Source organism: Pseudoflavonifractor sp. An85 (assembly GCF_002161235.1).
Classification (GTDB): Bacteria; Bacillota; Clostridia; order Oscillospirales; family Oscillospiraceae; genus Enterenecus.
The window spans coordinates 140,278-153,935 of the sequence record NZ_NFHE01000003.1 but is presented as its reverse complement, the minus strand read 5'-3'; the positions used below and the strand labels follow the sequence as shown (position 1 = coordinate 153,935).

8 protein-coding genes are annotated in these 13,658 nt (G+C 44.3%); 6 read left to right on the top strand and 2 right to left on the bottom strand.

Annotation, left to right across the window (positions count from 1 at the left end; genetic code table 11):
• Both B5G37_RS03065 and B5G37_RS03060 read right to left on the bottom strand, forming a co-directional pair.
• On the bottom strand, window positions 1-419 hold a 419-nt coding region (locus B5G37_RS03065), incomplete at its 3' end, for a transposase (protein ID WP_143482862.1).
• Entirely contained in the window at window positions 391-1,380 is a 990-nt protein-coding gene (locus B5G37_RS03060) for a DUF3089 domain-containing protein (protein ID WP_087253715.1), read from the bottom strand. The genes B5G37_RS03060 and B5G37_RS03065, both read right to left, overlap by 29 nt.
• 308 nt (window positions 1,381-1,688) lie before the next feature.
• On the opposite strand from B5G37_RS03060, the gene B5G37_RS03055 reads away from it, so the two are divergent.
• The 6 genes from B5G37_RS03055 to B5G37_RS03025 all read left to right on the top strand — a co-directional run bounded on the left by B5G37_RS03055 (window position 1,689) and on the right by B5G37_RS03025 (window position 13,524).
• Entirely contained in the window at window positions 1,689-2,069 is a 381-nt protein-coding gene (locus tag B5G37_RS03055) for a (deoxy)nucleoside triphosphate pyrophosphohydrolase (protein ID WP_087253712.1), read from the top strand.
• Window positions 2,070-2,229: 160 nt separating this feature from the next.
• The gene (locus B5G37_RS03050) at window positions 2,230-2,844 is read left to right on the top strand and encodes a CPBP family glutamic-type intramembrane protease (protein ID WP_087253710.1); all 615 of its coding nucleotides are present in this window, start codon (window positions 2,230-2,232) and stop codon (window positions 2,842-2,844) included.
• A gap of 787 nt (window positions 2,845-3,631) precedes the next feature.
• Window positions 3,632-5,197, top strand: coding sequence for a hypothetical protein (locus tag B5G37_RS03040; protein WP_143482861.1), 1,566 nt, complete (start codon window positions 3,632-3,634; stop codon window positions 5,195-5,197).
• Window positions 5,190-7,235, top strand: a complete 2,046-nt coding sequence (locus B5G37_RS03035; protein WP_087253701.1) for a hypothetical protein — start codon at window positions 5,190-5,192, stop codon at window positions 7,233-7,235. The genes B5G37_RS03040 and B5G37_RS03035 overlap by 8 nt, the downstream gene beginning before the upstream one ends.
• A 5-nt stretch (window positions 7,236-7,240) precedes the next feature.
• Window positions 7,241-8,260, top strand: a complete 1,020-nt coding sequence (locus B5G37_RS03030; RefSeq protein WP_087253698.1) for a hypothetical protein — start codon at window positions 7,241-7,243, stop codon at window positions 8,258-8,260.
• Between the two features lie 2 nt (window positions 8,261-8,262).
• Window positions 8,263-13,524, top strand: a complete 5,262-nt coding sequence (locus B5G37_RS03025) for a DEAD/DEAH box helicase (RefSeq protein WP_158099337.1) — start codon at window positions 8,263-8,265, stop codon at window positions 13,522-13,524.
• Window positions 13,525-13,658: the final 134 nt, after the last annotated feature.

Sequence of the window (13,658 nt, the reverse complement as noted above, 5' to 3'; positions counted from 1 at the left end):
CACGCCTCTTCCAGCTTCCGGCTGGAGTAGATGCCACACAGATACCCGTAGACAATTACCTTGAACATCACCCGTGGTTCCACTGCCGATTTCCGTCCTCTGGACGAATAGGTGCGATATAGTTTCCTGTAATCCAGTTCCTCAAGCTGGGCACTTGCCAGTCGGACGGGTGCGTTCTCCGGTAATATTTTTTGTGAGTTCAATGCAAATACCAGTTGACCGTGGCACTCATATACGGTACACTGATCTTGCTTGTTATAATTTGTCTCCACAAACAAATTGTAAAGCAAATGAAACGAGAGGCCAACCCCCAAAAAGGTTAGCCTCTCGTTTTGTTGTTCTGGCCTATTTTGCAACAGGCCCTTCATATAGCATAGTTGGAATACACAGTTAAGCTGCTCGCTGTGCCAGATAGACATCCAGCCGAACCTGCACGTTTTCCTTCAAATTGCGGTAGAAGAACTGGTAGTCGTACAGGTGGTACACTCCGTCGGAAAAGATGGACAGCACAGGAGGATATTCCTCCGGGGTCACATCGGTTACTTTCAGAGCGCCTCGCACCGGGTCAATATAGGCTCCGGTGAGCTGAGGAATTTCAGTGCCGATGTTTCCGTCGTAGTCGGTAAAGCAGGCGCCCAGATTTTCCTCTTTCCCAGCGGGGGTGCTGTCGGTTTTCCAGTTCAGCGGATTGATGGCCAGTGTTGTGGTATCGCTGGGAATCATCAGAGAGTCGGTGACAGTTTCCGCTTCACTGTTGAAAGATACAATCACACCGGTGTCGTCTTCCCCGGTGGCGAATTGAAGGTGGGGATACTCCTCCAACTCCTCCTCGGTGATGCTCCAACCAATGGCGTAGCAGGCTACCAATAAGTCGTTGACATCTTCATCGGCAAAGCAGTCCTTCAACAGGCGGAGGCTCATGTCAGCGCCCTGGGAAAACCCGGCCAGAATGATGGGCTGACCATCGTTGTAATGCTCCAAATAATAGGTAAAGGCATCTTTGACATCCTCATAGGCTGTGGACAGATAGGTCTCCCGTTCTTCCACGGGCAATTCATAGACATTCAGCCCAACCTGGCGATAGTAGGGGGCGAAGAATCGGGCATCCTGGTCGTAAATGCCCTTTTCCATATTGGTGGCACCCAGGAAGGCAGCCTTGGTTGCCTCGTCGTCCATGGACATATGGAATTGGTCGTCTTCGCCGCCGTAGACGGTGGGACAGATAAAGAATACATCTGCTGTAGCAGTTTTATCTGTCTCCAGATAGGCCCAGTTTTCTGCTTGGGCGTACATGGAGGATGGCTCGCGGTTCGTTTGGCACCCAGTCAAGGCGAATACCAAGAGCAACGCAAGAACCAGTGCTGTCATCTTCTTTTTCATGGGCAAACCCTTCTTTGGCTTACGGTGGTCTGTTCTTATGTGGAAGGGCAGACCACCGTAAGTTCTATGGACTTGGAAAAATTGTAGCATGGTACGAGGAGTCGGTCAAGACGGGGAGCGTTGCGGTAAACTCAGTGAAAAATAGTAGCTATTTCTGGAACTTTTAAATTGTATTCCATCTTTTTTATCTAGGCCAGTGCATAAAGAACAGGAAAAAACTTGTTGAATTTTGGAAAGTCAGTTATACTAAATTTGCAGATGTAGTTCAATTATGAGAAAAATAAAGATGCAAGTGGAGAGATAGCGATATGACCGAAGTAGTAGCAGCCCTGATTTGGGACAAGAACAAGTTTATGATCTGCCAGCGTCTGGCCCACAAGGCCAGAGGCCTCCTGTGGGAGTTTGTAGGCGGGAAAGTGGAGCCAGGGGAGACGAAAGAACAGGCACTCATCCGGGAGTGCCAGGAGGAGCTGGCCATCACTCTGAATGTGGGGGAGGTATTCATGGACGTGACCCATGAATACCCGGATTTGACGGTCCATTTGACTTTGTTTCATGCTACCATCCAGGAAGGGGTGCCCCAGAAGTTGGAGCACAACGATATCCGGTGGATCACGGTAGATGAGATTGACCAATATGAGTTTTGTCCGGCGGATGTGGAGATATTGATGAGGCTCAAGGACATCTGAGTACCAATCTGGTTGAGCGTTTGAAAAAGTTTAAGTTGTCCACCGACTGCATCCTAGGACGAACCAACAACAGCAAGCCATATCCCGTAAAATAAACGTGGGGCAGGGCATACCCATGCCCTTGACCCGTTGAGAATTGCCCAGGGGGAGGAGTGATACGATGGATCGCAGAGAGAACCATATCCTGAATCTTACCGTTGTAGTGGTTGTTGTTTTACTGGTGAATCTGGCTGTGGGGGAGATTCCCTATGGCGTATCGTTCATTTACAACGGTTTGATTCTGTGGATGTCGGTTGCCTATCTCAAACAGGACTTTGATATCGACATCCGAACGCCCCAGGGGTTTTCGGTGAAAACGGTGCTGAGTGCAGCGGGACTTGCGCTGTTGTTTGCAGCAGCGGTGGTTTTGTTTTTCTTTGTGTTTGGAGAGGTATCGCTTTTTCCGCCGTATCGCATTCGCATCAGTCAGCTGGTTCTGCTTTTGGTGTTGCAGCTTGTTGTCGCATTTTCTGAGGAAGCTCTGTTTCGATTTTATCTGTACGAGTGGCTGCATGCAAACATGAGGAATAGGTGGGGGCCCATCGTGATTGCCTCCCTGTTGTTTGCCCTGCTGCACTTTGTCACAGGTGGAATCATCAAGCAAACAGTGATTTCCTTCGTTTTTAGTGTATACGCCTTTGCAATCAAACGAAGCAAGATTGGGTGTCCCTATTATCTCTGCTCGATGACCCATTTTCTGTACAATATGTGTGCCTTTTTTGTGTTTTCCATATAGTCTGCGGTAAATGGAGAGAATCTTTTCCAATAGGGAGCGGTTAGGGATTCTTCGTTTACAAAAAGAAAACCAAACCGACACCCAGCGCAGCGGGTCCAGTTTGGGAAAAGAAAACGGGAAAGTTAGCAAATATCAAATTTTGTATTATAAAAAACAACGGAGTAAAGCTCGCTTTACTCCGTTGTTGGTCCGAGTGGAGAGACTCGAACTCCCGACATCCTGCTCCCAAACGGTTGAACTAAATTTTTTCTGCTACTTTCTAATGGTTTTTAACCATTTTCGCTACATTTCACTCACTCTTTTACACTCTTAATTCCACTGTTTCCGAGTGCTCCGACGCTGTCTGTGGTCAAACATGTGGTCAAAGAGCCCTTCTTGACCAGGCGCGGCATCCGCTGCCGCCGCCTGTCCAGAAGGGCTCTTTTTCATGTTCGGAGGTTGGGGTATTGTACCTCTGGCGAAGCCTGAATGCAAGCCATTTCTGCCCCTCAGGCGTAACAGGTTTTAGCACGCCTAATCAAAGAATACAGCCTGATGTGTGCATATTGAAAAATCAGATATTGTGTCGTATCATAAAATAAATAGTTTTTAATAAAAAAAGTACTTAAGATTTTAGAAAACCTGAGTCCTATATCACGGCTACACATAATGCATAGGAAGCATCACTAAAATGGAAATGTGTCTCTATTATCCAATAGAAAAGCGCTCACAAATGCGTAAAATCCAGTGATTGTGTACGTTTATGGGCAATTCGAATTTACTGTAAAAAAGCAGAGGATGATCGTATATGCCATTAACTCATGTATGCGTGTGGGATTCTAAAATTGGATATCGCCGTATCACGGTCGAAAAGGCAAACGAACTGTACCCCTACGAAGTTTCTGCAAGAGGAAGCCAGTTTGTATGTGAACTGTGTGCACAAAATGTCGGTTTCTCCAAAGCAAGAGTGGATACTGGGACACGGTATTTTTTTCATAGTAGTGCAGAACAAAATAAAGAATGTGAAGATAGGCAAATTCAGCTTTCTCAATCCGGAACGCAGCGGCTTGTTTCACTTAACAGCCATATAATGCCTTTGCGTCTTGTTGTAACGGGATCGACGTTTTCTCTACAAATAGGGTTTTTCTATCCCCCAGACCACAAAGCACACTGCGACAAAATTAAGATAGCCGGAGATTCACACCAAGTATATGAATACTCGTTTGAGCGAATTGAGCGGATTGGAACCACCTACTTGAGTGTTGGCTCTATTCCAAGCCAGATTTACTGTGTTGAATATGTAAATGCTAATCCCGAATTAAGAAGATTTTGGTCCGATAATATACCGGGAATTAATCAGACCGGTTCCTTCTTTGACGGACGAAATGGCCAGATTCTCCAATCTGGCGGAAAGGCGTATGCCGGAAATTTCTATTATTTATTGCAACGACATCCAATATATACTGTCCCTGCAGATATCGAAGCAATGGAAATAGCCAAAACGCGCGCAAACTCTTTCAATAGTTGGTATTTATATAAAATTCGCATTAAAAGGTTTTCAGAACGCTCCGCAAAGTTTTTTCTTAAATATGCTATTTTCTTGACCGAAAAACCAACAAAATTCTATCCTATCTGGCCAGCATACATACAGGACCCATATTTTATATACCACAACTCAGCGGAGTTTTACTTCTATTTATGCGGTGATGATGCTGAACTGAAATCATACCCCGCAACTGCGAATGTGCTGGGTACTCAAGACGGGGAATTATACAAGCTCTGTACAAGGGAAAGAGAACAGCTAATCTCAATTGGAAAATCTGAAGCCTTGGGATTCTCCTATTTGGTAAAGCAACCCTTGCGCAAAAAGGCACCGTTACCAGCAATAATCATATCTGACCATTCTGGCAACACGCTGAATGAAGAGAGCTATGCAAAACTCCCCAAATTAAAGTGCATATCAGTTTCTTGCCCGTATGATGGGAAGGCTGTGGTTCAAAGAAATGGTAAGACTGAATATATCTACAAGCTTTCTGGCGAGGAGCAATTAACAATCGATGGACTATCATTTGGCACAGAGATACATTTTTATCAAGGCTGCGACTACATCCGCTCCATTTGTTTTGAGCAGGAAACCGTCAACATGGATATTATGGTGCTGGATGCTGTACTTGTCAAAAAATTGAGCTCTTGCTCTGGCCCGATGATTCCTGTAACGCATGCAGTTGGAAGTTTTGTCAGTAAATTCTCGAAATATCCCCAAACGCAAAAATGGCTCTGCAAGGCTTTGCGGCGAGGCGAAATTTCCCGTACAGCTTTAAATTTGCTCAGGAAAACCATTCAAAATAATCCTGGGAGGGATAATGATGATTGACAATGAAGTTTCCTTCACATCACTGTGCTACATTACAGTAGATTACGAAGGGCGTATATGGCTGAACCGTTTAGCAGATGTGGAAGATGATATTTTACATACACCATTCAAGTCGGAACGGACGGATAACTATTTTGAAAACAGAGATAGACTGTACCGCAACGATGGGCCTACTGCGCTTGGAACGGTCGGTATTTGGGAGTGGACAGCAATTCCTAATAGGGATAACCCAGCAATTGACTATGTCCAGTCGTACTATGTCAAAGACTACTCGCCGGTACGTGTAGTAGTTCTCATGGCAAAGTCTTTAGACGAAGTGGTTGAACAACTTCAGAATGGAACTGCTCGTACACAAGCTTACTTTTGCGATACACTTTTTTGCTATGAACCTAAACGGGGGCAGTTCGCAGGCGTACTGTGTCGTGCAAATGAGTTCAACATTTCGGATCGATGTGCAAAACTTTCGGAAACTGTCTACTCCCTGCCAAGCTACACAATTTCCTCCGGGGATATCTATAATTGGGATGATCGTAACCTAAGATTTCTAAAAACACTTCAGGTGGGAGAGCCTTCTGGATATGTTTCAATAGGAAATACAGACGAGGTTATTCGCACGCTCATTCTTGAACGCACCACATGGCCTTTGTTTAAGGAGTGTATTGGTGCCACCAAGGCTGAATGGAAACATTGCAAACTTCTTCTTGAGAAGATTTGCGGAGAATCTTTGTACGACGCGACTGTTCAAAAACTAAATTGTACTCTGGACCAAGCAAAACAGACAGTTGATGATTTTGTTAATCGAGCAGATGCATTGATTAAAGTCGGCGATATCGATGTTAATGTGTTGGCTGAAATTGCAAAGAATCACGATGAATTAAGAGAATTATGCGAAAAAGCCGTATCCGTGGAATGGCATAATTCTCATGCTGCTGAAATTGCCAAAGCTGAGGCAGAAGTTTCAGAAATGGAAGAAACAATATCCATTGCAAAAAAGCAGCATAGTGAACTACTTGCAGAAATTGCCACAAAACAAGGTGAACTTGATCGGTTACTTGCAGAGATAGCGCAATATGAATCGATTGGAAAAGAAACGCTGGTCGCAGTGCGCCAGAAAATTGCTGACGCGCAAAAAGATATGGCAGGATTCATTGCTGATATTTCTGTTTTTCTGCCTCAGTCAAATGCAACCTTGCCGTATGGGAATCCCCCTGCCTCATGGCAATACAGCAGTACCAGTGGCCAATATTCTGATGAGGATATTGAACTCGCAGAAAGCTGGCGCAATGAATATGATGCAATCTATCAGAATTTGTCATGTGCGTTGGGCATTGAACCAGACTTCTGCTCAATGCTCACTGCTTTTCTGTATGCAACCCATATCAACAATGTGCCAACTTTGATTGCAGGCCCTGGGGGACAGGATATTGCTGAGGTGCTGTCTGTTTCGATGTACGCAAACGGAGCAGGACAATTGACTTTAGGAGATGAATGTGACCTTTCTATAGTGGAAAGAATCAGCGAGGCTGACGATTCTATTGTGTCGGTTCAAAATATGTTCGGAAAAGGGTGGACGGATGCATTACCGCAGAAGTTTACCAGACTCAAAAAGCAGATAATCTGGACCCATCCATATGTCGAGGATATGCTTATTGAGCCGAAAGGCCTTTATAATTACATGCTCCCCGTCCTGAGTGAATGTTTTATAGGAAGTTTACCTGCTCTCGAGACATGGCCAAGTAAACGCGCTGAGAAGTTCCAACCATATGTTTCTGAGGAAAAACAGTCTCTCCGGATATCTGCATTTAAGCGTTTGGGCCTTAGCAAACTCCTATTGGGCCAGTTAACTCGTGTCCTGTCCGATGCAAAATGCATTTTGGAGAATCCCGCAAAAGATAAGGACTTGGAACTGCTCTTTGGTGTGCTTCCTCTCTGCGTACTTACCGGGAGATTGGATGTCTTAAAGGATGTTATTGAAGGCGAGAGCGGAATCTCCAGTTCGGTAAAAGCTGAAGTTGCAAGATATATTGAGGAAGAGTGAACGATATGATAAACGACCTAATTGTTTCAATTGGAAGGCAATTAAATATTCCGCAGTCAGATGACAACGAATGGGTTTGTCGGGTCGTTTATAGTGTTGCTGGGCAAATGGCTCTCGCTTCGCTTTGGGATCACACCGAGGATGGAGGTTCAGTTTCTATTCAGCACTTCAAAAGCAGAATTGGCCAGATTTTTGATGCTTATGAAGGCATTTATCCGAAGATTGGATTTCTCCTCCCGCATGACAAGACGGATCTGATTGAGGAAATGTACTCTATCTATCTGCGAAATGGGTTCTTTTATCATTCCGCTTATCAAATATCCCCAGCCGCTCTTGCAACTGGAGGAAATGGGGATCTTGTTCTTCACAGAGGTATTTCACCTGACTTGAAGTTATTTATGAGCGGATTGGGTTTCTATTCCGTTCAAACTTCAACTTCCGACAGGACAATATCATCAATGTTTGGTTTGCAGAAGCAGTCGTTTGAAAGCTATCTCGAAGAACTGCTGGCGCATTGCGAATGGGAACAAATAGAATGGCCAGATAACTCAGAGTTTCTGCGGCTTGATCCTCCATTTAAATGGGGGTATTGGCAACAGATTCCCGAAAAAAATGACCACATATCCCTTGCAAGATATGGTGAACCAAATAAAATTTTTGTATTTTATCGATACAGTAATGGGGTATTTCTGAATACACCGATTCCAGAATGGAGAATGCGGGACTATTTTTCGAATATTCCAGGCAACCACGGCGAATATAGAAGGATTGCAATATCACTTCTAAAAAAACATGGAACACTTCCAGAAATCAAAACGAAGGCAAGGGGCAGTCTGGTAGAAATTAAACTTGGTTATCGTCTGCCACCTTCGGAAGAAAACTTCTTCAAACTCTATAGCTGGCCTGTGCGATATGATTTTACATCAAAAACGCCCCAAGTCTTTACAAGAATGATGGCAAGGCAAATCTATCCTATGTTCAAACATGAGTTGGAATCAATGGGTTACTGCTTTGTGGAGGAATGATTATGTCCAATGGTGCAAACGGAGTTCACTTGCAACTGCGTGAAGCTCTGGAAAACTATATAAAGTCTCAATATTTTGGGAAGTCACCTATCTTGCTGTCTGCTGCACAAAATAAGCTGAATCAAGAAGGTGTTCTTTATCAAAAACCGTATGTTGAATCATCACCCGCCTACAAGAGTTCGCCAAACGGAATTCAGTTATCTCCCAAGCTACCTGATTGGCTGAAAGACTATTTTAAGGCGCTATCAGATGCAAATCTTGGCGTATATCCATCACCTTTCTGTCACCAAATTTCCGCTTTGGAAGCGGCATTTGAAGGTCAGGATTTGTTCGTGTCAACAGGTACAGGCTCTGGTAAGACAGAATGCTTTATGTGGCCCTTGATGGCAAAACTTGCTTCAGAAGCAAGAAATAACCCTGATAGTTGGGCTATGCGTGGTGTCCGAACGATTATCATGTATCCTATGAACGCCCTGGTTTCTGACCAGATTAGTCGTTTGCGTCGTTTGATTGGCGATCCAGACCACCGATTTATAAATATATTCCGCACCGCATGTGGAAATAATTCCCGCCGGCCTCAATTCGGCATGTATACCGGCAGAACTCCTTATGCTGGTAAGGAGCCCCGACGTAGTGAGGACCGTTCACTTGCGGCAACATATTCTCGTATGGTCAATCCTGAAAACGACGAAGAAAAAGCTTTTTTAGAGAAACTCATTAAGGACGGAAAACTACCGGCCAAAGAAAATTTTGATGAATTTCTTGAAAAACTCTATAACGGAAAACATATTCCGAACGATGAGGATGCAGAACTGGTAACTCGTTTTGAAATGCAGCAATTCTGCCCCGATATTTTGATTACAAACTACTCCATGCTTGAATATATGCTTCTTCGGCCAAGAGAGCATAAAATATGGTCAGATACTCAGGCATGGCTAAATGCAGATCCGAATAATAAGCTTCTATTTGTCATTGATGAAGCGCATATGTATCGTGGTTCTGCAGGCGGCGAGGTATCATTGCTCATCCGGCGCTTATTCCACCGTTTGGGCATTAATCGCAGTAGAGTTCAATTTATATTGACTACTGCAAGTATGCCCAACAATGACGAGAATGACAGGAAGGCCGTCAGGACATTTGCAAATGAATTGACTGCATCCGACGACATGCATCCGTTCTGTTATCTTACTGGCGAACGAGAGGAAATAGGCAGCGGAAGTGCAGTTCATATTCCCTTCAGTAAATTTAAAGAATTTCTTCCGGATGCGTTTGAGGGCGATGATCCGGAACGCCTTATGGCACTCAATGGATTTTGGACAGGTATTGCCAATAGTCCTGCTCCATTCGTTTCCTCTGAAGATGCATACCAATGGCTATACGACCATTTGGTAGACTATGTACCATTCTGCCAAATGTTCAAACTTTGCCGCGGAACAGCAGTCTCTTTACAAGAATTAGCGGAGTCTATCTTTCCTGATAACAGTTTAGAAGATGCCCTGCACGCTGTCAGTGTTATGCTTTCAATCGCACCTTTGGCGCGAAGCGAAAGTGGAAGTGTTCTGTTTCCAGCAAGAATGCATATGCTTTTTCGTGGAATCAAGGGCGTTTACGCTTGTACTAATCCAGACTGTCCTCATTCGCACACGGAAAATGGATTAACATTGGGTGAGGTCTATTTTTCGGATGGTAATCTTACTTGCAAAGAATGCGGAAGCACGATTTATGAGTTATACAATGATCGCCGGTGCGGTAGTATTTTCTTCAGAGGTTTTGTGCTGAAGCAAGATTTTGAAGCCAGAAGACGTACATACCTCTGGCATCAACCTGGTATGATAAATGAAGATGAGGTTAAAGAAATACATCTTTTCATTCCGTCTGCAGGTTATCGATTGCCGGAACGTCAAGGACAGAATAAAATTTCGCCTTGCTACTTAGATGTTCAAAGCGGCTTCATCGACTTTTCTGATGATTCCTTGGATGGAAAGCAGGGCATCAGAAAGCTGTATTATAGCGGCTTCACAGCAAAGGCCCGACCAGACATTCTGACATTTTCCACCTGTCCGCATTGTCGGCATGAACTATCTAAGATGCAACTGACCTCTTTTAATACAAGAGGCAACCAGTCCTTCTTCAATCTGATTAAAGCGCAATTCCAAGCTCAACCTGCGGTTCCAGGGAAAACAGGCGATCCCGATCGACTTCCAAACGAGGGGCGGAAAGTTCTGCTTTTCTCAGATAGCCGCCAACGTGCAGCTAAGCTGGCAAGAGATATGTCTGACGCATCTGATATGACTGCGGCCCGACAGCTTGCGGTGCTTGCCATTGATCGAATGGAACACGAAGTTGCAGAGCAGTCCATGAACTATTTCTATGACTACTTTGCAATGGTAGCTGTGGAGCATCATGTTCAAATTTTCCATGATAGCGAGACAGAAAAACAACGAGAACGGTTAATTGAGCATGGAACACAGGCACTGAAGAATTACACACGTGCAAGGAAACGTGGGCAACAGTACACTCCTCGCTTCACCATTGATAATGCGCCCACCCAAATGAAGGAACAGCTCATTCGTTTTTATTGTGGGGGATATAATACGCTGGTTGATTCAGCCCTCAGTTGGATAGAACCTACGGATGCTGCAAAATGGGATGCACTTGATGCGTTAGAGGAAGCAGGGATCGAAGTAAGTGAGGAAGAATTCATGGAATTCTTTAACGCATGGATTCTTTCAACTTGTGACACTTCGGTGATCCTTGGACATACCATCCCGGATGTGATTCGTGAAAAAGTGCGTCCAAACTATGTGGGATATGGCATTGATAAGAACAAAAAGTTTTCTACCGATATCCGCGAAATAATGGGATGGAGCGATAATGATTCTGTTGCTGCAAAGTGGAGCCAAATTTTGCGGGAAACATTTATGGATGAAGGTTCGTCTTCCAACGGAAAGTATTATATTGACCTTTCTCGTATAAAACCGCGCTTTGATTTAGAACACACGTGGTTCCGTTGTGAACGCTGTTCAGAGCTCACGCCGTATTTACTGAAAGGGAAATGCCCAAGTTGTCAGTGTGAAAAGATTCATCCCATGACAACGGAAGAAATTGATGCATTGGATTTTTGGCGTAAGCCCATTGAGGATGCGCTTCAAGGTGACACCATTCGTGTAATTGATACCGAAGAACATACTGCACAACTTTCCCATAAAGATCAGCGGGATGAACTCTGGTCCAGAACAGAGCAGTATGAGCTACGGTTTCAGGATTTTTTGCAGAACGGCGAAGCGCCTGTCGATATTCTAAGCAGCACGACTACAATGGAAGTAGGTATCGATATCGGATCGTTGGTTGCTGTCGGTTTGCGGAATATTCCTCCTATGCGTGAGAATTATCAGCAGCGTGCTGGTCGTGCAGGCCGTCGCGGCTCAAGTCTGTCTACCATTGTTACTTTTTGCGAAGATGGACCACATGATTCACTGTACTTTTCCAACCCAGTACCTATGTTCAGAGGCGATCCCAGAAAACCGTGGATTGATATCAGCAGCGAGAAAATCACCCAGCGACATCTTGGTATGGTTGCACTTCAAACCTATCTGAGAGAGAAATCTAACAGTTTGGATGCTATTCCCGCCATTGAATTTCTGGATGAACACCTACAGCCTTTCAGCAGCTTTTTGGCAATCTTTGAAATTAGCAAAGATGATATTCTTGTGCCCGTTGGATCCAAAGGTGCATTAGGTAGCTACAAAGATGAACTTGAAAAATCTCTGTCGGCGCTGAAGCAAAAACGAGATGATCATCCTGAATTGTTTGAAACAGATGATAGCAGTGATTCTGGGAAAAAATCGCTTTTGGATGCGCTTTATGAAGAGGGTGTTATACCTACCTATTCTTTCCCCAAAAATGTTGTTAGCACATATATTTCCGATGTCAGTGGGAAGGTAAAATATCAGGTTGAACGAGGGTTGGATGTTGCAATTGGTGAATATGCGCCTGGCAGAGCGATTGTTGTTGATAAGACGACCTACCAGATTGGTGGTTTGTATTATCCCGGAGGAGAGCGGAGCGAAAGAACTGCTGCATCTCCAGCCAAAGCATTTATTCAGGATGCAAGCTACCGAAAAAGCATTCGTACCTGCAGTCAGTGTGGTTGGTTTGGCTTAGAAGAGGATAACCCTGATACTTGTCCTTTCTGCGGCAATAAAGCATTGACAAATATGTTGCCAATGCTACGCCCATGGGGATTCGCACCACGAAATGCCACATCCATTGAAACGGCACAATTGAATGAAGAATACTCAGCAACTCAGCAACCTCTATATTCCACACTACCCGATGCAGATGATGTTACGGCGGTTAATGGATGCGCCAACATCCGAATGGCTGTTCGTCCCAATCAGCGAATCATCATGCTTAACAATGGTGTTAGTGGCAAGGGATTCACAATCTGCTGCGACTGCGGTGCTGCAATGCCCGGAGATGACCCCGCGGTTCTTAAGGATGTTTTGCGTCCGTATAGATCCAAATTCATCAAAACACGTTGCAAGCATAGCGATACAATCAATGTGAATCTTGGATATGACTTTGTTACAGATATGCTTGTTCTGGAATTTGCTTTGGATCGACAGCAGATCGATATTAATCCCACCAGGAATTCTTGGCTTAACCGTGCTGGACAGTCTCTTGCGGAAGGCCTGCGCTTGGCAGCATGTCAGGAATTGGACATTGAATTTACAGAGCTTGTGACTGGTTTTCGTGTTCGACAAAATCGCAATGGAGATTTCGTTGATATCTACTTGTATGATAGCCTTTCAAGTGGTGCAGGTTATGCTGTTAGCATTGAATCCTCTATTCGACAGCTACTTACCAAAACTCGAGAACTTCTCGAAAGCTGTACCTGTGACAGTGCTTGCCACAGGTGTCTAAAGCACTATCGAAATCAATACATCCACAGCGTTCTCGATCGTAAGGCTGCACTTGATTTATTGAACTGGGGAGAAACAGGGGCAAGAGTATCTGCAATCCCATACGAAAAACAGCAGTATCTTTTGAAATCCTTGGAACAAATTCTCCAGATTTCCGGCATACATATCGATGTTAATCACGAATCAGTTTGGGCAGAGGGGCGCTATAGCAAAAAGAAAGTAGTAGTATATCCGGCTATGTGGTCGAAACCTATGTCCACAGATACTATTTTTGTGAGCGATGCTAACCTAAAATATGCCAAGCCCTATGCGTTAAAAACCATTTTAGACAATTTATAAGTATGAAAGCCGCAAATCACTGTTTAGCTGATTTGCGGCTTCTCTAATATAAAATACGATGAGAGTTGCAAAAATACTTGTTAATATTATTTCATCGGAAAAGGGGTTATGTTCAAGAAATTCCAGCAACTTCT